The sequence below is a fragment of the Shewanella dokdonensis genome (genome assembly GCF_018394335.1).
Lineage (GTDB): Bacteria > Pseudomonadota > Gammaproteobacteria > Enterobacterales > Shewanellaceae > Shewanella > Shewanella dokdonensis.
The window spans coordinates 1,944,806-1,965,548 of record NZ_CP074572.1; the positions used below are offsets into that span (position 1 = coordinate 1,944,806).

The 20,743-nt window shown below is 50.2% G+C and carries 18 protein-coding genes and 2 pseudogenes; 10 read left to right on the forward strand and 10 right to left on the reverse strand.

Annotated elements, in window-relative coordinates:
- The first annotated feature begins 109 nt into the window (after window positions 1-109).
- The 3 genes and pseudogenes from KHX94_RS09350 to KHX94_RS09360 all read left to right on the forward strand — a co-directional run bounded on the left by KHX94_RS09350 (window position 110) and on the right by KHX94_RS09360 (window position 3,557).
- The gene (locus tag KHX94_RS09350; RefSeq protein ID WP_213683183.1) at window positions 110-1,063 is read left to right on the forward strand and encodes a TAXI family TRAP transporter solute-binding subunit; all 954 of its coding nucleotides are present in this window, start codon (window positions 110-112) and stop codon (window positions 1,061-1,063) included.
- Window positions 1,064-1,129: 66 nt separating this feature from the next.
- Window positions 1,130-3,159, forward strand: a pseudogene (locus KHX94_RS09355) (TRAP transporter permease).
- Window positions 3,159-3,557 carry a DUF1850 domain-containing protein gene (locus tag KHX94_RS09360; RefSeq protein WP_213683390.1) on the forward strand — a complete coding sequence of 133 codons (399 nt, stop codon included), beginning with the start codon at window positions 3,159-3,161 and terminating at the stop codon, window positions 3,555-3,557. The pseudogene KHX94_RS09355 and the gene KHX94_RS09360 overlap by 1 nt, the downstream one beginning before the upstream one ends.
- On the opposite strand, the gene pbpG is transcribed toward KHX94_RS09360, so the two are convergent.
- From pbpG to mtnC, 3 genes are all read right to left on the reverse strand, one after another.
- Complete coding sequence (gene pbpG, locus KHX94_RS09365; RefSeq protein WP_213683184.1) at window positions 3,558-4,499, reverse strand: D-alanyl-D-alanine endopeptidase; 942 nt, start codon at window positions 4,497-4,499, stop codon at window positions 3,558-3,560.
- Between the two features lie 85 nt (window positions 4,500-4,584).
- Entirely contained in the window at window positions 4,585-5,010 is a 426-nt protein-coding gene (locus KHX94_RS09370; protein ID WP_213683391.1) for an acyl-CoA thioesterase, read from the reverse strand.
- Between the two features lie 132 nt (window positions 5,011-5,142).
- A complete protein-coding gene (gene mtnC / locus KHX94_RS09375) occupies window positions 5,143-5,823 on the reverse strand; it encodes an acireductone synthase (RefSeq protein WP_213683185.1) in 681 nt (226 codons plus the stop codon).
- A 239-nt stretch (window positions 5,824-6,062) separates the two neighbouring features.
- On the opposite strand from mtnC, the gene KHX94_RS09380 reads away from it, so the two are divergent.
- The 4 genes from KHX94_RS09380 to KHX94_RS09395 all read left to right on the forward strand — a co-directional run bounded on the left by KHX94_RS09380 (window position 6,063) and on the right by KHX94_RS09395 (window position 10,980).
- On the forward strand, window positions 6,063-6,542 hold the full coding sequence (locus tag KHX94_RS09380; protein WP_213683186.1) for a (2Fe-2S)-binding protein: 480 nt from the start codon (window positions 6,063-6,065) through the stop codon (window positions 6,540-6,542).
- A gap of 1 nt (window position 6,543) precedes the next feature.
- Window positions 6,544-8,646 (forward strand): xanthine dehydrogenase family protein molybdopterin-binding subunit, encoded by a 2,103-nt coding sequence (locus tag KHX94_RS09385; RefSeq protein WP_213683187.1) that lies wholly within the window; start codon window positions 6,544-6,546, stop codon window positions 8,644-8,646.
- A gap of 701 nt (window positions 8,647-9,347) precedes the next feature.
- The gene (locus tag KHX94_RS09390) at window positions 9,348-10,226 is read left to right on the forward strand and encodes a DUF2989 domain-containing protein (RefSeq protein WP_213683188.1); all 879 of its coding nucleotides are present in this window, start codon (window positions 9,348-9,350) and stop codon (window positions 10,224-10,226) included.
- A 76-nt stretch (window positions 10,227-10,302) separates the two neighbouring features.
- Window positions 10,303-10,980 carry an arginine N-succinyltransferase gene (locus KHX94_RS09395; RefSeq protein ID WP_213683189.1) on the forward strand — a complete coding sequence of 226 codons (678 nt, stop codon included), beginning with the start codon at window positions 10,303-10,305 and terminating at the stop codon, window positions 10,978-10,980.
- Window positions 10,981-11,018: 38 nt separating this feature from the next.
- Here the strand turns inward: KHX94_RS09395 and mog are convergent, their stop codons facing one another.
- The 3 genes and pseudogenes from mog to KHX94_RS09410 all read right to left on the reverse strand — a co-directional run.
- On the reverse strand, window positions 11,019-11,579 hold the full coding sequence (gene mog, locus KHX94_RS09400; protein ID WP_213683190.1) for a molybdopterin adenylyltransferase: 561 nt from the start codon (window positions 11,577-11,579) through the stop codon (window positions 11,019-11,021).
- Window positions 11,580-11,641: 62 nt separating this feature from the next.
- Window positions 11,642-12,121 carry an NlpC/P60 family protein gene (locus KHX94_RS09405; RefSeq protein WP_213683191.1) on the reverse strand — a complete coding sequence of 160 codons (480 nt, stop codon included), beginning with the start codon at window positions 12,119-12,121 and terminating at the stop codon, window positions 11,642-11,644.
- Window positions 12,122-12,502: 381 nt separating this feature from the next.
- Window positions 12,503-13,621, reverse strand: a pseudogene (locus KHX94_RS09410) (IS3 family transposase); the annotation flags it as partial.
- A 132-nt stretch (window positions 13,622-13,753) separates the two neighbouring features.
- Here KHX94_RS09410 and KHX94_RS09415 point away from each other — a divergent pair.
- Window positions 13,754-14,275, forward strand: a complete 522-nt coding sequence (locus tag KHX94_RS09415) for a hypothetical protein (protein WP_213683192.1) — start codon at window positions 13,754-13,756, stop codon at window positions 14,273-14,275.
- A gap of 122 nt (window positions 14,276-14,397) precedes the next feature.
- Here the strand turns inward: KHX94_RS09415 and gorA are convergent, their stop codons facing one another.
- The 3 genes from gorA to KHX94_RS09430 all read right to left on the reverse strand — a co-directional run bounded on the left by gorA (window position 14,398) and on the right by KHX94_RS09430 (window position 17,105).
- The gene (gene gorA, locus KHX94_RS09420) at window positions 14,398-15,756 is read right to left on the reverse strand and encodes a glutathione-disulfide reductase (RefSeq protein WP_213683193.1); all 1,359 of its coding nucleotides are present in this window, start codon (window positions 15,754-15,756) and stop codon (window positions 14,398-14,400) included.
- 114 nt (window positions 15,757-15,870) lie between these two features.
- Window positions 15,871-16,317: a hypothetical protein gene (locus KHX94_RS09425; protein WP_213683194.1), complete on the reverse strand. Its 447-nt coding sequence runs from the start codon at window positions 16,315-16,317 to the stop codon at window positions 15,871-15,873.
- A gap of 77 nt (window positions 16,318-16,394) precedes the next feature.
- Entirely contained in the window at window positions 16,395-17,105 is a 711-nt protein-coding gene (locus tag KHX94_RS09430) for a hypothetical protein (protein WP_213683195.1), read from the reverse strand.
- 279 nt (window positions 17,106-17,384) lie between these two features.
- Between KHX94_RS09430 and prlC the strand changes: the two genes are divergently transcribed.
- Both prlC and KHX94_RS09440 read left to right on the forward strand, forming a co-directional pair.
- A complete protein-coding gene (prlC, locus tag KHX94_RS09435; RefSeq protein ID WP_213683196.1) occupies window positions 17,385-19,424 on the forward strand; it encodes an oligopeptidase A in 2,040 nt (679 codons plus the stop codon).
- A gap of 121 nt (window positions 19,425-19,545) precedes the next feature.
- Complete coding sequence (locus tag KHX94_RS09440; protein ID WP_213683197.1) at window positions 19,546-20,079, forward strand: thioesterase family protein; 534 nt, start codon at window positions 19,546-19,548, stop codon at window positions 20,077-20,079.
- Window positions 20,080-20,083: 4 nt separating this feature from the next.
- On the opposite strand, the gene KHX94_RS09445 is transcribed toward KHX94_RS09440, so the two are convergent.
- On the reverse strand, window positions 20,084-20,734 hold the full coding sequence (locus tag KHX94_RS09445) for a glutathione S-transferase family protein (protein ID WP_213683198.1): 651 nt from the start codon (window positions 20,732-20,734) through the stop codon (window positions 20,084-20,086).
- Window positions 20,735-20,743: the final 9 nt, after the last annotated feature.

The window sequence follows — 20,743 nt, forward strand, 5'->3', positions numbered from 1 at the left end:
ATTACTCTCTATTTTTTGTCATGAGCACCCGGTGGAATTTTCACCGTGCAATAAATGGTGCTAAGGTGGAGAGTCGGCAATCGCCGCAAATTGAACAAGGAACACCATAATGAAACTGATAAGAAAAATGGGCGTTATTGGGGCTATCGCTGCGGTATGTGTCAGTTCCGCAGTCTGGGCAGCACCCAAGTTCATCAATATTCTCACCGGTGGTACCAGCGGTGTGTATTATCCGCTGGGGGTGGCGCTGTCACAAATCTATGGTAACCATATCGACGGCGCAAAAACGTCGGTTCAGGCCACTAAAGCTTCAGTGGAGAATTTAAACCTGTTGCAGGCTGGCCGTGGGGAACTGGCATTTTCTATTGGCGATTCAGTGGCGGCTGCCTGGAACGGTGACGCAGAAGCTGGCTTTAAAAAGCCCTTGGATAAGTTGCGCTTATTGGCAGCGATTTACCCTAACTATATTCAGATTGTGGCTAACAAAGATGCCGGTATCAAAAGTCTGGCAGATCTGAAAGGCAAACGGGTATCTGTGGGGGCACCTAAATCCGGTACTGAACTGAATGCCAGAGCGATCTTTGCCGCCGCTGGGCTGACTTATGATGATCTGGGGAAAGTAGAATTTTTGCCATATGCAGAATCAGTTGAGCTGATTAAAAACCGCCAGCTAGATGCTACTTTACAGTCTTCTGGATTAGGTATGGCGGCGCTGCGGGATCTTGCGGCCACTATGCCAGTGAACTTTGTGCCTATCCCTGCTGATGTGATTGCTAAAACTGGCAATGCGGCATTCCAGGCCGGAGTGATCCCCGCCGGAACCTATGATGGTCAGGATACCGATGTGCCCACCATCGCCATTCAGAATCTGTTGGTGACCACTACTGCGGTTTCTGACGATGTGGCGTATCAGATGGCCAAGTTGTTGTTTGAAAACTTGGATTATCTGGGTAATGCCCACGCAGCGGCAAAGGCAATCACTCTGGACAAAGCGACTAACTCACCCATTCCGATCCATCCTGGTGCAGAACGCTATTACAAAGAAGTGGGCTTATTGAAATAAGCGGTAATACTCCCCGGCAATGTCGGGGAGTGACTCACTGTTGTTTGAAGTAGCGAGGCACACTATATGACTGAATCCCGTGAGGGTTTAGAAGCAGCCACCACAGAGTGGCCAAAAGCATTATTTACAGTAGCACTGCTGTTTTCGGCTTTTCAGCTGATCACCGCGGCGTTTCATCCGGTTTCTACCCAAGTCCTGCGTGCGGTTCACGTGGGCTTTTTGCTGCTGATCGTTTATATCACTTATCCTACATTTAAGGGCCACAAGGTCTGGGCACCACTCGGCTGGTTGCTTGGGTTGGCGGGCATGTCTACCGCGGCCTATCAATGGATTTTTGAAGCGGATCTGATCCAGCGCTCCGGCGACCTGACCCAGACCGATATGGTCATGGGGCTGATGCTGATTGTATTGGTCTTTGATGCCGCGCGTCGGGTGATGGGGCCTGCATTACCTTTTATCTGTACCCTGTTTCTGGCTTATGGGTTGTTGGGGCAATATCTGCCGGGTGAATTGATGCACCGTGGTTATGGGGTTGACCAGATAGTGAACCAATTATCTTTCGGTACTGAAGGATTCTATGGCACCCCCACCTATGTGTCGGCGACTTATATCTTCCTGTTTATCCTGTTTGGCGCATTCCTAGAACAAGCCGGGATGATCCGTCTGTTTACCGATTTTGCGATGGGCTTGTTCGGACACAAGCTCGGCGGCCCGGCCAAAGTGTCGGTGGTATCTTCAGCATTGATGGGCACCATTACCGGCTCAGGGGTGGCCAATGTGGTGACCACCGGCCAGTTTACCATTCCGTTGATGAAGCGGTTTGGTTACCGCAGCGCGTTCGCGGGGGCGTAGAAGCAACCTCCAGCATGGGTAGCCAGATCATGCCACCGATTATGGGCGCGGTTGCCTTTATCATGGCCGAAACTATCAATGTACCCTTTATCGAGATTGCCAAAGCGGCACTGGTGCCGGCCATGTTGTATTTCGGCTCGGTGTTCTGGATGGTACATCTTGAAGCTAAACGTGCCGGGTTGCATGGCCTGCCAAAAGAGGAATGCCCTAATCCGTGGAAGGCCGTGAGCCAGCGCTGGTACTTGCTATTCCCGTTAGCGGTGCTGATTTATCTGTTATTCGCTGGTCGTACGCCACTGTTTTCCGGAACGGTCGGCTTATCCTTGACCGCTATCGTGATCCTCGGCTCTGCCATCGCTATGCAAGTGTCATCCAAGTGGTTACGCGTGGCCTTCTGGGTAGCGTTAGGGCTGATGTGTGCTGGCTTTTTCCGCATGGGAATTGGCGTGGTGTTCGGTGTTATTGGCGTGCTGGTGGCGATCTGCTGGTTTGTTAAAGGTGGCCGAGATACGCTGCGCATTTGTGTGCATGCCTTGGTTGATGGTGCCCGTCATGCGGTGCCAGTCGGGATAGCCTGTGTGTTGGTGGGGGTGATTATCGGCATTGTGTCGCTTACCGGTGTGGCCTCAACCGTTGCGGGTTACATTCTGGCCGTGGGACAAAGCAACCTGTTCTTGTCCTTAGTGCTGACCATGATTACCTGCTTGGTGCTGGGGATGGGGATCCCCTCGATCCCCAACTACATCATCACCAGCTCCATCGCTGCTCCCGCATTGCTGGACTTAGGTGTGCCACTGATCGTGTCGCATATGTTCGTGTTTTACTTTGGCATTATGTCGGACTTGACCCCACCAGTGGCACTGGCTTGCTTTGCCGCCGCGCCGATTGCTAAAGAAAAGGGACTGAAGATTAGTTTATGGGCGATTCGCATTGCTATCGCGGGCTTCATCATCCCTTATATGTCGGTATATTCACCGGCCTTAATGCTGCAAAGTGACAGCTTTGCCGCCATCATTTACGTGGTCTTTAAAGCCATGTTAGCGATTGGCCTGTGGGGCGCGGTGTTTACCGGTTTCCTGTTGCGCCCATTGAAATGGTGGGAACGGCTGTGGGGCTTTATTGCTGGTGGTAGTTTGATCCTTGCCACACCGATGAGCGATGAGATTGGTTTCGCGCTAGTGGCCTTAGTGCTGTTGCAACACTGGTGGTTCAGCCGCCGAGCAGCGTTACGGAGTGCCAGTTGATGCTGGGCTTATGTCTCGGGTTGGCCGGGCAGTTGTGGGCCAGTGTGCCACAGCCTGAATTCACTTTAGGTTGGCGCCATACCGTCGAAAAAATCCGTTGGGAAGAGGACTACCAAGTGACGGCAAAAGGCCTACAACTGACGGAAGCCAGAGTGAAAGGCACCGGGGCGGGTATGGAGATCCCCGATGGCGCGGTATTTCGTGATGATAGCTGGCATTACTACGAGAAGCGCCCGCCAATCCCTTTGCTGAAATTAGGGCGAGCGCCAGAAGCGGGTGATTATGACATCTGTTTTAACGGCCAGTGTCAGCCCATGAGTCATTGGATTGGCAAGCCGAATCATCAGCAGGAAACCGTGGAGTTATGGCCCTGCGAACTGACTCAACCACAAAAGTGATCAGGGTTGGGCGGTAGCGCTGATGCTATCGCCCTGTTCCAGATTCTTAGCGGTTTGTTGCTGTAACTGCCGTTTGTCCGCTTTATAGGCCAAGGCATCCGCTGGTACCTTGCTGATTTTGCCCGTGCTCAGCCAGTGTTTCAGCCGCCCGGCATCGGCGATATGGGTGTATTTGCCGAACGCATCTAACACCACGAATGCCACTTGTCGCCCAGCCATTTCCGTCAACATCACCAAACAATGTCCAGCGTCATCGGTGTAACCGGTTTTGGTCAGATGGATCTTCCAGCCTTTTTTATTGACCAAGGGATTGGTGTTGTAAAACGCCAAGCTGTAGCGCGGCTTTTGGAAGGTGACGCTGCGATTTTTGGCACTGCTGAGTTGTCCCATTAACGGATAATCACGGGTGGCTTTCAGCAGTTTGATAAGATCGCTAGCACTGGAAACGTTTTGGCTGGAAAGCCCGGTAGGTTCCACAAAATGGCTGTGTGTCATGCCAAGCGCCTTGGCCTTGTGGTTCATCGCTTTGATAAACGCGGCAAAACCGCCAGGGTAATGATGGGCCAATGTTGCTGCGGCGCGATTTTCGGACGACATCAGTGCCAAGGCGATGGCTTCTTTACGCCGTAGCGTGCTGCCAAAGCGCAGCCGAGATACCACGTTGTCCATCCCCGGAATACCGTTGACATTGACCTCAATCCGTTCATTGAGCGGCTGTTTGGCTTCCAACACCACCATGACGGTGAGCAACTTGCTGACGGAGGCAATTGGCCGGGATTCATCGGCATGGTCTTGATACAGCACTTCACCGCTTTTGAGATCAACTAACATGGCACTGGCGGCAGCTAACGGCTGATGGCTCTTAGGAACGGCCTTAGCAAACACCAGCGTTGGCAGTAGCAGTAACAGACAGCCAAGAAAGGGCAAAATTTTCGGACTCATGGGCATCAGCCTACAGCTTGGTCAGAGAAGAGCATTGGCCCAAGTGTAATTAAATGCGGATGAGTCGCAAGTACTCGCCACTGGATTATTGATGTAACCGCTGCAAAATAGCGCGTAAATCGGCTGGCAGGGCAGTTTTCTTCCCTTGATTGAAGTCAAACATCACCGCGACAGAACTGCCGCTAGTCGTGACACACTGCTGCTGAGTGCTGAACACTTCATAATGCAACATAAACCTGTCTTCCCCTATGTCACTGCTGCTGATCCCAACCAGTAACGTGTCTGGGTAGACCACCGGGCGCCGATAACTGGCGTGGTTTTCACTGATCACCGGCCCAATCCCGCGTTTGTACATTTCGGTGAGTGGATACTCGCGATTGAAAAACTCGATTCTGGCATCTTCAAAGTAGCGAAAATATGCCACATTGTTGACATGTTGCAGTGCATCCATGTCACCCCAGGTGACTTTAATGCTACAGGCATCGGGATAACGCTCAGTAAAGGCTGTCATAATGAAACGCTCGTTTGAATTTTGCACCAGCATAGCAACAGCCTACCGTTGGCTCAAGTGTTGTTGATGAATCGCTAAAACAACAACGGCGAGAGCCGAAGCTGTCGCCGTTGATGCCAGAAGCAACGGCTCCTAGTCGATGAGCAATTCACTGAAACTATGGATCTGCCGATAATCCCCGGTTTTTACTGAACTGTCTCGTACCATCTGGCAAGTTTGCATGCCTGCCGCTGCCGCCGCTTTTAGCTCACCTAACAGATCGGACACAAACAGCACCTGCTTAGGCGCCAGGCTGATGGTATTGAGGATATTACTGTAGGCTTGTTTATCGAGTTTACCGCCGGTGCGGGTATCAAAATGGCCATTGAACAGCTCGGTCAGATCGCCGCCATCACTGTGACTGAACAGCAATTTCTGGGCTTCAACCGAAGCGGAGGAAAAACTGTAAACGCGCAGACCTTGCGCCCGGTATTGTTTTATCGCCTCAATAAAATCTGGATAGATATGTCCGGTAAACTCATTTTGCGCATAACCTTCCTGCCATATCAGGCCTTGCAGCGTCTTTAATGGTGTGGCTTTGCGGTCTTCCCTCACCCAAGTTTGCAGAATTTCTGCCACCCGCGCCAGGCTGGCATCCGCTTCCAACGCAATATCTCGGGTATCGCCAATACAAGCATCTACCAGAAAATTCTGCTGATGACGTTCCAGAAATGCTGGAATCGCCTTTAATGAATAGGGAAACAATACATCCTGAATAAAATGCTGGTCGGTAGTGGTGCCTGCCGTGTCCACAATAATGGCTCTGATGCCCATGAGGTCGATACTCCCTAATCTTCTTGGCTAACGGCTGATACTAATCGTTATTGGCAAATTTGACCAGTCAGGCGCTTGGCAGTTGGCGGCGGGGTAAACAAAATGTAATGTTAAGTTCAGGCTTGTCTGATAAACAGTAATTGAGTTGGCAGCAAGCAATTAACCGTATTGGCCGGAACACAGCAAGGGATCGCGTAGTATTCGTCGTTTTCTGCGCCCAGGCCAGCGACAGGAGGGCAATGACAGTGAGTTATCAACTGAAAATTAACGGTCAACTGATGCAGGCAGATGTGGCCGCCGATACCCCGTTATTGTGGGTGCTGCGTGATACGCTAAAGCTAAAAGGTACCAAGTTTGGCTGCGGCATGGCGCAGTGTGGTGCCTGTACCGTACATCTTGATGGTAAGCCGGTGCGTAGCTGTGTAACCCCGATTTCAGCGGTAAAAGAGCGTGCCATTACCACTATTGAAGGGGTTGCTGACAGTGAACTGGGGCAACAGCTACAACAGGCGTGGAAGATCCTCGATGTGCCGCAATGTGGCTATTGTCAGGCGGGGCAAATGATGTCAGCGCTGGCCTTGTTGCGGCAGTTCCCGCAGCCAACCGATGCACAGATTGCTAGCGGCATGAAGGGTAATTTGTGCCGCTGTGCCACCTATCACCGCATCAAACAGGCTATTCAGCAGGTAGCAAAGCGTACGGACAAGGAGGCCAGTTGATATGACTTCGCAGAATTCCGCAATTAAACTGTCAACATCAGGTTATTCGCGCCGGGCGTTTTTAAAAGCCAGTGCTATTTTAGGCGGCGGATTGTTTGTCGGGTTGTACCTGCCCAAAGGCGTAGCCGCCGCAATGAATAGTACAGACAGCTGGATGCTGAATGCCTACATCCGCATTGGCAGTGATAACAGCATCCGCATCATGGCGGTTGCACCGGAAATCGGGCAGGGGATTAAAACATCGCTGCCGATGGTGATTGCTGATGAGTTGGATGTTGCTTGGGAACAGGTACAAGTGGAACAGGCTCCGGTGATGCCAGATGTCTATGGGCGGCAGTCTGCTGGTGGCAGTCGCAGTACCCCAATCCATTTTGACGAACATCGGCGTATTGGTGCCGCAACCCGGCAGTTGCTGTTGCTCGCCGCTGCGGCAACGTGGCAGGTGCCTGTGGCCGAGTGTCATAGTCAGCAAGGGCGCATATTACATAGCAGTGGTCGTAGTCTGGATTATGGTGAATTGGCTGCCGCCGCGGCAAAACTACCAGTGCCAGATTTAGCCGCCGTCACTCTAAAAACCGATGCTCAGCTGCAAATTGTTGGTAAATTTACCGCTGGCGTGGACAACGATGCCATCGTCAACGGCCAACCTTTGTTTGGCATTGATGTTGAGTTGCCCGGCATGTTGTATGCGGTCTATCAGAAATGCCCGGTATTCGGTGGCACTGTCAAACACGCCAATGTTGCGCAGCTTGAAAAGCTCCCCGGCGTGCGCAAAGTGCTCGTGGTGTCCGGTAACGGTGATTTTTATGGCTTGGATGCGGGGGTCGCCATTGTCGCCGAGAGCTGGTGGCAAGCGCAGAAAGCACGCAAGCAGCTACAAGTTACATGGCACGACAGCAAGGCCACGGGCCAGAGTAATGCTGGATTTGACCGGGTAGCCAGCGAGCTGAAAAGCCAAACCCCGGCACAAATATTACGTAACGATGGCGATATTTCCCACAGTTTTGCCAGTGCCGCCAAAGTCTTACAGGCAGATTATTACTACCCGTTTGTGGCTCATGGGCAGTTGGAGCCGATGAACTGTAGCGCCCAATGGCAGAATGGCAAACTCAGTTTGTGGGCAGCGACGCAGAATCCGGTCAGTGGTCAGAAGCAGGTGGCTCAGGTATTGGGCATCAAGGAACAAGATATCACCATTCATGTGATGCGCTCTGGCGGCGGCTTTGGGCGGCGACTGTTCAATGATGTGATGGTCGAGGTTGCGTGGATTGCGCGTGAAGTCGGCGCTCCGGTAAAACTGCTGTGGTCGCGTGAAGATGATTTTCAGCATGATTTTTATCGGCCAGCGGGTTATCACCATTTCAAATTAGCGCTGGATGCCGAAAATAAACTGACGGGCTTTCAAGATCACTTTATCACGTTTGGTGAAAAGGGCCGTCCCTTGTTAGCCGCGCAGATGAGCAGTGATATCTTCCCCGCAGGTTTTGTCGCTAACTTGCAATACGGCAGCTCACTGATCCCGGCGCATATTCCCACCGGCTGGCTGCGGGCACCGGGCAGTAATGCGTTAGCCTGGGTGTTCCAGAGCATGTTGGATGAAGCTGCTCATGCCACCGGGCAAGATCCGCTGGCGATGCAGTTGGCGTTGCTGGCACAACCCGTGGGTGACCACGGCAGTTTCAATCCGCAGCGGATGACCACAGTGTTGCAAACCGTTGCTGAACGTAGCGGCTGGGGCCGAAAAGTTGCCAATGGCCATGGTTTAGGTATCGCCTGTTATTACAGCCATGCAGGTTATTTTGCTGAGGTGGTTGAAGTCAGTGTCAACCAAGGCAAATTGCAGATCCACCAGATCTGGGCGGTGGGCGATGTGGGGCAATATATTGTTAACCCCAGCGGTGCCATGCATCAGGTACAGGGGTCGATTTTGGATGGATTATCGCAAGCCCTGTATCAGCAGGTGCCGATTGATGGTGGTGCCAAGCTGGTGAATTATCATCAGCATAAGATGCTGACAATGGCAGAGGTGCCGGAAGTTAACGTGGAGTTTTTGAAAACCGCGTATCCAACTACCGGGCTGGGGAACCCGCATTGCCGCCAGTGATCCCGGCATTATGCAATGCAATTTTTGCCGCTACCGGGAAACGTATTCGGCGGTTGCCCATCACGGCGGACATGCTCACCTGAATATGAGACTGCAAACTGTGAGGCAATAGCGCCGATTAGCTATTTGTTGGCGCTATTGCTGTTGTCAGCGCCAACATGGTCGTTCGTGAAGGGGGCTTATTTACCTGTGGATGGTGGCTTCTTGCCACGTTAAGCCATCGGCAATACTGACTAAAAGGGTCGTTTGGCCCTTTTTTATGGGCTAATTGTTTAGTTAAGATAACGAATGATGAGCTTTCTAGTTTAAATAATTAGTATTATTGAACAGCACTCGTAGACTCGTTGGTGATTCATCCATGCAGACCGCTCGGTCGAGTGCGTCGGCAGGGAGTGCTTCGTTGTCTTGGGTGCTACAAGCGTGTGACCAGTTCAGTTCCATTGATGCGATTGCCCCAGAAAAAACATAATGTCATCATGAACTTGAATCTGAAATTAGGCAATTATCATGCGCGCTAGTTATGCCTAGCGTGCGTGCTGTTTTAACGCAAAATCCGTAGCATGTCGCACATTGGGACGAGGTTCATCGGCATATTAAGGGCAAACTGAAGTTTTCTGGAAAATGGCCGCTTATTTACCATAGCCATGCCAACTGGCAGCCAGCGGGAACGCAAAGATTATTCGTCAAAGGGAAAAGACACAATGGTGAGAGACAATACATTAGCGAAGTACGGTTATAGCGTGATGACCGGGCTATGTATCTTGTGGTTAAGTGGCTGTTCTAAGCCAAGTACGCTGGCAGAGACCTGTCAGGCATCCCCAGAAATTTGCCATGATTTAGATCTTGATGCGACCTGTCGCGAAAAACGCGAGCCGCTGCTGGCGCTACGCTTGTCGATAAAACAAAATCCGGCGCTGGCACAACAGGATGAAACGCAGTTTCAGCATTTACAGTTGGTTGAATCCTATAACCGCTGTCTCGAACGCGCAGCGGGTATTCAACATGTGAATAATCCGCAACTCACCAGTAATTCACAACGCGCTTACGCGTTAACATCGCTCACTTTGGCGCAGATACAGCAGCAAACCAAAGGGAGCCAGAATCCACATTTGGCTTATTACCACTGGGTACATTTTGGCGACAGCCAAGCGCTAGCGACCTTGTTGCAAGCCCAACGTAATGGTCAGATCAAAGAGGCTTATATTCTTGCAGGGCTGGCGACTTCACAGCTTAAGACTGAGCCAGAATTTTCCCGCATGTTATATCTTGAAGCGTTGCGGGATGCCACTCCATCTGAATTTGTTGCAGACTGGTTGCTGGCATTGGCACAGGTAACGCCGGAGCGTGAGATTAAGTATCTGTTGCAGAAAACCAACATTGACTTGACGCAACGCAAGGCCGATCAACGCATGATGAGTGTGGAACTCGGTGCCACAGCAGCAGTACAACAACAGCTGGATCAACAAGCCTTGGTGTTGGCCAAAGCGCTGTCGGAAGGCTCTTATGCCAGCAGTCATTGGCCGGACTTTCTGGCCGGAGATAAACAGGCATGGCTCAGCATTATCAAAGCAGAAGGCTGAGTTGGTGCGTCAGGCTATGCCAGCGGTGTGAGTCAGGCTACTATAAAGCCATTATTGATTTTGGCTTAGGTAAGTCATGCTTCCATCTGTTTCAAGTCCGCGCGCTGCCCAAAAGGGATTCACTGGCATGCAGGTGTTATTACTGCTATTAGTCACCGTGATTATCACCGTAGGTGTGAGTTTCCTGGTGATCCGTACTTATATTTTCCCTAAGCCACTCACTCCAGTCACGCTGAACGGCAAAGAAGCACAAAAACTAGAGATAAAATTGCAGCAGTTGGGCTGGCAAGGCGGTAGTCAGACGCATGCTAAATCCACCAATCAGGAACTAACGCCAGAGCCTTACCGTGAGTCAGACGCTAAACGGCAGGTAAGCTTTAGCGAAAAAGAAGTGAACTCCATCATTGGTCGCAGCCCTGATTTTGCACATCGGGTGGCGATCGATTTTTCCGATAATCTGGCTAGCGCCAAGATCCTAGTGCCGATCCCACAGGATTTTCCCATCATGGCAGGCGAGATTTTGCGGGTAAATGCCGGGTTGGATATTCATCTGGATAAAAACCATCGGCCAGTGGTGGCCTTGGTTGGGGTTAGCCTGATGGGTGTACCTATCCCCAATGCTTGGCTTGGCAATATGAAAAATGTCAATTTAGTCAGTGAGTTTGGTGACCGAGGATTTTGGAACACCTTTGCCGATGGTGTTGAAGATATTCAGATCCGCGATGGCGAGCTATACATCAAGTTACGCCAATAACCTGTTGTTTAATGGGGATAAAACAGCAACACCGGGCGCTAAGTCATCCGGCGTTGTTTGTCGATGGCGTTATTTTTCGGGCGAAATGCCTTGATTACCGCTTCATTGCATTCCAAGTAGGGGCCTTCCATCAGATCGATGCAATAAGGAATCGCTGGGAACACCGCATCCAGGCATTCACGGATGGATTTAGGTTTGCCTGGCAGGTTAACAATCAGCGTGTCGGCGCGTAATCCCGCAGTCTGGCGTGACAAAATAGCAGTTGGCACATATTGCAGCGACACCTGACGCATCAACTCGCCAAAGCCGGGCATCATGCGATCACATACCGCTTCTGTGGCTTCTGGCGTAACATCCCGTTTGGCTGGGCCAGTGCCGCCGGTGGTCACAATCAGGCTGCAACCCTCAACGTCAGCTAGGCGTTTCAGTGTCGCTTCAATCAGTTCTCGCTCATCAGGGATCACTTCATAGACCGCTTGCCATTCACTGAGCAGATATTCATTGAGGGTATCAATAATCGCTTTGCCAGAAAGATCTTCATAAACGCCGGCACTCGCACGGTCGCTGACGGTGACGATACCGATTTTGGCTGTTCCCATAAGAAAACTCCCTAAAGATGGTGCCCTGGCGCGAGTTTAATCATGCGCTTATAAAAAATATATTAGGGCTGTAAACGTCTGGCCTGCCAGTAATGACGGCGCCAGTAGTCATTGTTGAGTGAGGAGATAGTCACGCCCTGACTCGTTGAGGCATGCATAAACTCACCGTTGCTCAGGTAGATACCTACGTGACGTCGTATCCGGCCCGTCTTGAAAAATAGCAAGTCACCGCTACGCAGTTGGGCTCGGGTTACGGCGTAGCCTAATCCGGCCTGTTCTTCTACTGTCCGTGGTAACGACATGGCGAGCAGTTGCTGATACGTTACGGCGACAAAGCCTGAACAATCAATGCCTTTTTTACTACTGCCGCCAAGACGGTAGGGCACGCCTTGCCATTGTTGTTGTACGGTTTTGAGGTCATCGGCTGACAGCGGATTGACCACTGGAGCAGCCTCTGGCATGGATGGTTGCGAAGGCGCAGAGCTACAGCCGCTGAGTATCAGCAGTAACGTGAGCAGCAGCGTTGCGGTAAATGCCTTCATGTCTTCCCCAAAATGGTATCAGCGGCATTCTGCCGGAGAGCTTGGAGGCTTGCAACCTGAGATTGGGTTACTGCCGTTCTCATTTTACCCGTAGCAATGCTATCTCATAGTAAACGGTTACCAACACAGCTGGGTTCTGAAATAAATCTGGAAAGGATTACATGATAAGGCTTACTAGCCTTTTCCAGAAAAATAGTAATTTTTAGCTATTTTCCCTAAAATTTGAGTGTTGATGCTATCAGTTTCCAGAAAGTTAGTCACTTCTTTAAGATGTACTTTCAATGGAAGGAGAGGCTGATATCTTTCAGCATTAAACTCGCTTTTTGGAATGGCCCGTATTTCATTGACACCCTGATGCCTCAAAATAAGGCTGTTCAAATTGTCCGGGCTCATACCGCTGAGGTGACTGTGTCTACGCTTACGATTATAAAACACTTCGATATAGTCAAAGATATCGGCTCGAGCTAAATCGCGTGTTTTATAGATGCGCTTTTTAATCCGTTCTTTCTTCAAAATGCTGAAAAATGATTCGGCTACCGCGTTGTCCCAACAGTTCGCTCTGTGACTCATACTGGGCATGAGGTCATGAGTCCGATAAAAGCGATGCCCATCGTCACTCCCATACTGAGAGCCTTGATCCAAATGTACCATAACCGTTCCTTTGGGTTTACGTTTCCAAACAGCCATCAGGAGCGCGTCAATCATAATCTCTCGGGCCAAGGTCGGTTTCATCGACCAACCGACGATATTCCGGGCATATAAATCCATGACCACGGCAAGGTATAACCAGCCCTGCCAAATACGTATATTGGTAATGTCTGTCACCCACACTTGATTTGGCGTCTCCCGCTGTAGCAAGTTAGGCGTCACAATTGAAGGCCGTCCTGCGCCATATCGATGCCGTTTATAGCCCCGGACCGCTTTGATGTCATGAGATGACGCATGATCTTCAGTACGCGATTCTTACCGGCGGTTTCTCCGAGCTCTCTGAGATCAAGATGGATACGCCGATAACCATAGACTTCATGACTGGCACCATAAGAGTCCCTGATTAGCTTGAGGATACGAAGGTCCTCCAGCGCTCTATCTGACAGCGGCTGTTCAACCAAAAGTAATAGCCAGCCCTGGCAACACCGAGTACGCGGCACATAACCGCAATGCGAAACATACGACGATGTTCGTTAATGAACTGGTACTTTACTCTGGCTGTCTTGCAAAGTACCTTGCGGCCTCAGTGTGCCCCTCGGGTATTTTTAAAATATCCCTTTCTTCTTCAGCACGCTTGAGTTGAGAACGTAATTGAAGGATTTCCTTTTTAGCTTCGAGCAACTCGTTGTCTTTTGAATGCTCGGGTGATGGACGGCAGGCTTTAACCCATTTATAAAGGTTGTGCTGGGATACCCCTAAATTCTCAGCAACTTCGCTGATTGAGTATCCCCGGTCAATGACCTGTCTTACTGCTTCATCTTTAAATTCGGGGCTATATCTCTGATTGCTCATGGCTGTTCTCCTATGCTCAAATAATAGTCATAGGATGTCTACTGAACGAGGTCCATTCCAATTAGCGCCGTTAATGCGAGGTGTGAGTGAGGGAGCGCGTGAGCGTTAGCTTTCTAATTATGGAGAAAACTAATGAAAAAATTTATTGGGTTCATTCTCATTGTCGGCAGTTTTACAGGTTGCTATGGCGATAGGGTTTTATCTAACTTATTGTTTGATAAGTACTGTAATGAAGAGGGACTTACAGGCCAGTTTATTTACGAGCGTGTCGGGTTAGGGGACGAGTATTTTATACCAATACCTAAAGATAGACGTGAACTTGTGCGTGTTGATAATGGTTTTTTTATCGATGATAGAAAACTATTAATAGATAAACAGCGTTTTATGCAAGATTTTAAGATTAATTGGGTTAAAAAAACTTTGTCACAAATTGGGCCTATTTATATCCAAGAGAAGATCATAGTAAGAAAATCGGATGGTACGGTATTGAGTAAGTCCGTGAATATTCACAATCAAAAAGGTTGGTTAGCAAAAGGAGTGATTTTAGGAATAACCGACAGAGACTCTTGTCCAAAGAGGAAAAATGAGTATGACCAGCTTGTTTATAGTTCATCCCATTATGGTTTAGTTAGAAATACATTTTATAAAAAATAATTTAAAAGGAATTAATTATGATTATTCCCGAATTCACCTAGAAAACCACTGACCATACACAGTACAGTCAGTGAGTAATTTTTTTCCAGATTTATTTATGTGTGTAAGATGCTTTTCCTACACTAACCCCTCATGGTAACAAACTCCTCGCCACCCGTTGGATGGATGGCGACGACGGCATCAAAATCGGCTTTAGTGGCCCCCATTTTGATAGCAACGCCAAAGCCTTGAAGAATTTCGTCCATACCAAAGCCGATGCCATGGATGCCCACGACTTTTTGTTCGGGGCCGACACACACCAGTTTCATTTTGCAGGGCTGGCGGTGTGAGGTGACTGCGGTGTACATGGCGGTAAAACTAGACGTATAAACTTTAACGTTATCTTCGCCGAAACGCGCTTTGGCGTCAGGTTCGCTCAGCCCCATAGTCCCTATGGGTGGATGGCTGAACACCACGGTGGGAATGTTTTCGTAATCCATTTTTGCTTGTGGCATGCCGCCAAATAGCCGTTCCGACAACAGTCTTCCCGCTTTGACGGCCACGGGTGTTAGTTCCACACCACCCGCCATGATATCACCTACACAATAGATCCCTTTGGCCGAGGTATTTTGCCAACCATCGGTAATGATATAACCGTGGGCATCACGTTCTACCTCAGTATGCTCTAAGCCAAGATTAGCCGTGTTAGGCTGCCGACCAATCGCCCAGATCAGGCAGTCCACCTGATATTGTTCACCGTTTTCCAGTAATAAGGTCAGGCTGCCATCGCTGTTTTTGCTGATGCTTTTAGGAATGCTTTCGGTATGTAAAGTCGGGCCGTCTGCGGCCATGGTTTCCACCAGGGTTGCAGACAACATAGGGTCGAAGTTACGCAGTGGCGCATGTTTACGAACAAACAGGTGCGTGTCACTGCCTAATGCGTGCAGTACTCCGGCGATTTCGACGGCAATATATCCGGCACCAATTACGGCAACCCGTTTAGGTTGTTGGCGCAGAGCGAAAAAACCATCGGAATCTATGCCGTATTCGGCACCGGGGATCTCTGGAATGGTTGGCCGTCCGCCAGTTGCTAGCAGAATGTGGTCGGCACTGTACTGCTCGCCGTTTACCTCAATGGTGTGGTTATTGATGAACTTGCCGTAGCCTTGAACCAGTGTCACCTGGTTGTTTGCTAAGCCGCGCTCATAAGAACCGTGGATGCGGTCGATATAAGCTTCGCGGCTCTGTACCAGCGTATTCCAGTCAAAGCGATTAATGCTGACATCAAAACCGTAGTCGGCGGCGTACAGTTTCATCGCCTCCGCAATATGCGCCCCGTACCACATCACTTTTTTGGGAACACAACCCACGTTGACACAGGTGCCGCCCAGTTGTTTTGCTTCTATCAGCAACACTTTGGCGCCACGCATTGCCGCGCGATTAGCAGAAGCGATGCCGCCGCTGCCAGCTCCGAGGCAGATATAGTCGAAATGTTGGGTCATGTGATAACTCCCGTGCTTGTCTATCTGTTGCCGCTAGTAGCAGCCGTTGCTGCCATCAAGACCGCCATTGTAGGGAGAAATGTTGCCGCTGACCAGCGGCGTAATGATTGCGCACTAGAGGCGGCAACGTGACAGGTCGGCACTGCTGGGGCCGCCATTAGCGCACTTTAAACATGACCATTGTTGTTGGTACTGTGACAGTTCTGCTTGCAGGTAACCGTCAATGTGGCTGCTACTTTGCAGACGATTTTTTAGATTTGTCATGCGCTTATGTAACCAGCGGCAACTGGCATCGTCGGCAATAGCGGGGGTGGATTGGGACGCGGCTTGGCGTGACTTTTGGCTACTTCCTGAGGTGATAACTGGCGTTACCGCCTCAGATGACTGATATTCCAATGCGGCCTTGAACTGTGTGGGGATTGGCAGCGGCTTGCCATCAGCATCAACGGCGCGGTTTTGTGGCCTTGGGGTCCGGTTATTGAGTTCGGTTGCGGTTAATGCTGTGACAAACGCCACATGAAATACCGTGATAAAGATGATGAGCAGTTGTTGGCGGCGCATTCCTTGCCTCCCGAGAGGTCGTTCCATCGACCGTGGAAGTTTAGGTGCCGAGTCGTGTTATTGCCAGTTGCTAGTGCTTAGAAACGATAACTCAGCACTATGCCACCAAATGTTTGATTGGGATCATCTATGCAATCTTCATCGCGCGCTTGTTGTTCAATATCGCCTTGGCCAAGGCTGCGATTGAGCTGCAGTGCCACGTTTAGTTGTTCGGTGATGTCGTAAGCCGCTTCTACGCCAAACTGAAAGTTGTTACGACCATCGTGACGCCGCGAGGCAAATCCCATGTCCCAGCCCTGCATGATGTAAGGTGAGATGGTGAGATGTTCAGCGGCTTGCCAACTGCCAGTAAGACTGAATTCTACAAATGCCCCATGCGCTTCTGTGGCGTAGGTATATGCTAGGTTGGGTGTCAACCAATCAACACCATTGTAAGAGAGTTCGGCAGACAGTTCGTTGTCGCTACACCGCTCATCCCCGAAAAATTCCAGCCGTTTATATCCGGTTGCCAAGGCAAAATCGGCGGGAAGTGTGAATTGATACATGAACCCTAAATTCAGCTCTACAAAATTGCGGCTATCGCCAAAGCCTTGGCGTTCATACCATAACCAGGCGCCATCGGTATGCTCGATACCACTCCAGGCAATACCACTGTGTGGCAGGTTGTTGCGTCCTTCTGAGACATAATGGCTTTGCCAATCCATATAGACCATTGTTTCGCTGTCATTACTGGCAAACGCCGTACTTGCTGCCAGCAGCGACAATGCTGCTATTACGCACTTCATCATGGAGACCTTCTTACTGACCTGCATCTGTTGACGGGGTCATTGTATTAACAGCTCCATAACTGTAAATAATAATAACTCTTATTTATGATCGCAAAAGCATTACTGATAATTGCCGAATATATGAACAATAATTTGTGACTTAGCTCCGCGACCTGCCGCTGTGTCCCTGTTAGAGGACGACTCGTGCCACTAAGTTGTTGTGCAATTACCTTGATAAACAGCGAGTGAGGCCTTATCTATAGACACATTGCCTAGCATCATTTTTACTAAGGACTGACCATGACCAACCCTTTACTGCAAGCCAATGAATTACCACCATTTTCCAGTATAAAACCGGAACATATTCAGCCTGCAGTAGCTCAGGCCATTGCGAAATGTCGCGCTAAAATTGATGAAGTCCTCGCGAGTGGCGGCCCATATACTTGGGACAATCTGGTGGCACCACTGGAGCAGGTGGATGACGAACTGAGCCAGATCTGGTCGCCGATCTCGCACATGAATGCGGTGGTCAGTAACGAAGCTTGGCGTGCGGCCCATGACGCTTGCCTGCCACAGTTATCGGAATATGGCACTTATGTTGGGCAGCATCAGGGGTTGTATCAGGCTTACAAAGCCTTGCATGCATCGCCTGCTTTTACCGAACTGACACAGGCACAGAAAACCGTTATTGAACATAGCCTGCGTGACTTTGAATTATCTGGCATTGGTCTGGAAGATCAGCAAAAAGCGCGCTATGGCGAAATCGTAAAGCGGATGTCAGAGCTGACCAGTAAATTTTCCAACCAATTACTGGATGCCACTCACGCCTGGCATAAATTGATCACCGATAAGGCTGAACTGGCCGGGTTACCTGAATCTGCTGTGGATGCTGCCAAAGCCATGGCCGAAGCAAAAGCGTTGGACGGCTGGCTGTTCACGCTGGATTATCCTTCCTATCTGCCGGTGATGATGTACAGCGACAACCGTGCGTTGCGTGAAGAGTGCTATCGTGCGTTTGTCACCCGAGCTTCTGATCAAGGCCCTAATGCGGGCAAGTTTGATAATGGCCCGTTGATGGATGAAATACTCGGCCTGCGTTATGAATTGGCGCAATTGCTAGGGTTTGACACCTTTGCGGAGAAATCTCTGGCAACCAAAATGGCGGAATCGCCAGCACAGGTCATTGCGTTCTTGAATGAATTGGCACTGCGCTCGAAGCCACAGGCCAAGGCCGAACTGGCAGAGTTGCAGGCGTTTGCGAAAGCGCAATACGGCGTAACCGAACTGGCGGCCTGGGATTTAAGTTACTACGCCGAAAAACTGAAGCAGCATAAATACCAGATCTCGCAAGAACAGTTGCGCCCTTATTTCCCAGAAGACCGAGTGCTGCATGGCTTGTTTTACACCGTTAAGCGCCTGTTTGGGATCGATGTGCAGGAACAGCAGACATTTGACCGCTGGCATAAAGATGTGCGTTTTTTCAAATTGATTGATGAAACTGGCGAACATCGTGGCAGTTTCTATCTCGACCTCTATGCTCGCGAAGGTAAACGTGGCGGTGCCTGGATGGATGATTGCCGTGGCCGTCGCGTTACCCGTCATGGTTTGCAAAGGCCTGTCGCTTACCTCACCTGTAACTTTAACCGTCCAGTGGGGGATAAACCGGCGCTCTTCACCCATGACGAAGTGACTACCCTGTTTCATGAATTTGGTCATGGCATTCACCATATGCTGACCAAAGTAGATGTTGGCGGGGTTTCCGGTATCAATGGCGTGCCTTGGGATGCGGTGGAATTGCCAAGCCAGTTTATGGAAAACTGGTGTTGGTCAGCGGAAGCGTTGGCAGAGATCTCCGGTCATTATCAGAGCGGCGAGCCTTTGCCGAAAGCGATGCTGGATAAGATGCTGGCCGCCAAGAATTTCCAGTCAGGAATGATGATGTTGCGGCAACTGGAGTTCGCACTGTTCGATTTCCGTCTACACCAAGAATACGACCCTGCCAAAGGCCCACATATCCAACAGACGCTCGATGATGTGCGGCGGCAAGTAGCCGTAGTGATCCCGCCAGCATTTAACCGGTTCCAGCATGGTTTTTCACATATTTTTGCCGGTGGTTACGCGGCGGGTTACTACAGCTACAAATGGGCAGAAGTGCTCTCTGCTGATGCGTTTTCTCGCTTCGAAGAAGAGGGCGTGTTTAACCAACAGACTGGCCGTGATTTTCTGCATAACATTCTGGAAAAAGGCGGCTCAGAAGAACCCATGGTGCTGTTTGTGCGTTTCCGTGGGCGAGAACCCAGCATTGATGCGCTGTTACGTCATTCCGGGATTGCTGCCTGAAACGTGTGTGATGTATGAATATGAAAGGCGCCTTCTGGCGCCTTTTGTGATCTAGTTAACACTTGTTGACTGGTAAGACCTCTGTTAGCCTGAGCTCAATTATGGCAACTGAGCAAGTGCGATGAACCTGTATTTCCGGCTATTTTGGCTGTTACTCTGGCGCATGCGTCATGCCCGCAGTATTGATTTCCTTGAAGTTTCCCGTTTAGCTTTCCGCGCCTGGCCAACAGATTGCGACATCAATATGCACCTGACCAACGCCCGTTATCCGGCACTGATGGATTTAGCACGCACTTTCATGCTGGCAGAAATGGGGTTGTTGAAGCCCTTTCTGCAACGTAAATGGTTGCCGGTAGTCAACGCGTCTGAGTTCACCTTTATCAGGGATATCAAACCATTACGTAAATTTCATATCGATACCCGGATACTGGGCTGGGACGAAAAGTATTTTTACATTGAACAGCGGTTTGTGAGTGAGCGAGGGCTGCACGCCATTGCTAATGTCAGAGGTTTGTTCGTCTGTCAGGGCCGCAAAATTGCCACGACAGAGCTGCTGCAAGCCGCACAATATCAGGGAAATATGCCACAACTGGCAGAGGATGTGCTGACCTGGAAACAGTTACTGCAATCCAAAAAGCAGCAAAATCAGGCATAAGCAATCAGGACGTGCGTTGGCCGTTTTGCTGGCGTTGCTGTAATTGTTCAACCTCATCCTGTACCAGCATCCAGGAGCCACGTAACTGGGCATGCAACCAGTAGCTGCCCAGTGCCGGAAAATCCAATAGGTTAAAATGCGTTGGTAATGCCGCCAGACTGGGAATGAGCGCACAGTCGGCCATGGTGAAGCCTTCGCCACACAACCAATGGTGCTGCTCTAATTGCTGTTCTAGCTGTTCCAGTAAGGTGCGAATACGGTTTTCTAGTTGTCGTTGCAATAAAGGTTGTTGCAGCTCTTTCGGTAATCTCTGTTGTTGTTCCAATTGCAGCAGTGGATAGCTGAGGTAATTGTCTATCAGTCGATCATACAGTCGCACCTGCAACTGCTGCGGGGCGGCGTCCGGGAGTAGCTTACTGCCGCTATCTCCTATGTGATCCAAATACTCCACTATGATGCTGGATTCGGGTAACTGGCTGCCGTCGCTGGCGATCAGCAGGGGTAGACGACACAGAGGTTGCAGTTCGGCAAAGGCTCGCCGTTGCAGCGGATCGTGCAAATCGGTCACCCGAGGCAGAAAACTCAGCTGTTTTTCGAACATCGCCAGCAATACTTTTTGCGAATGGCGAAACAACGGGTAGTAATAAAGCTCCATGGTGCCCTC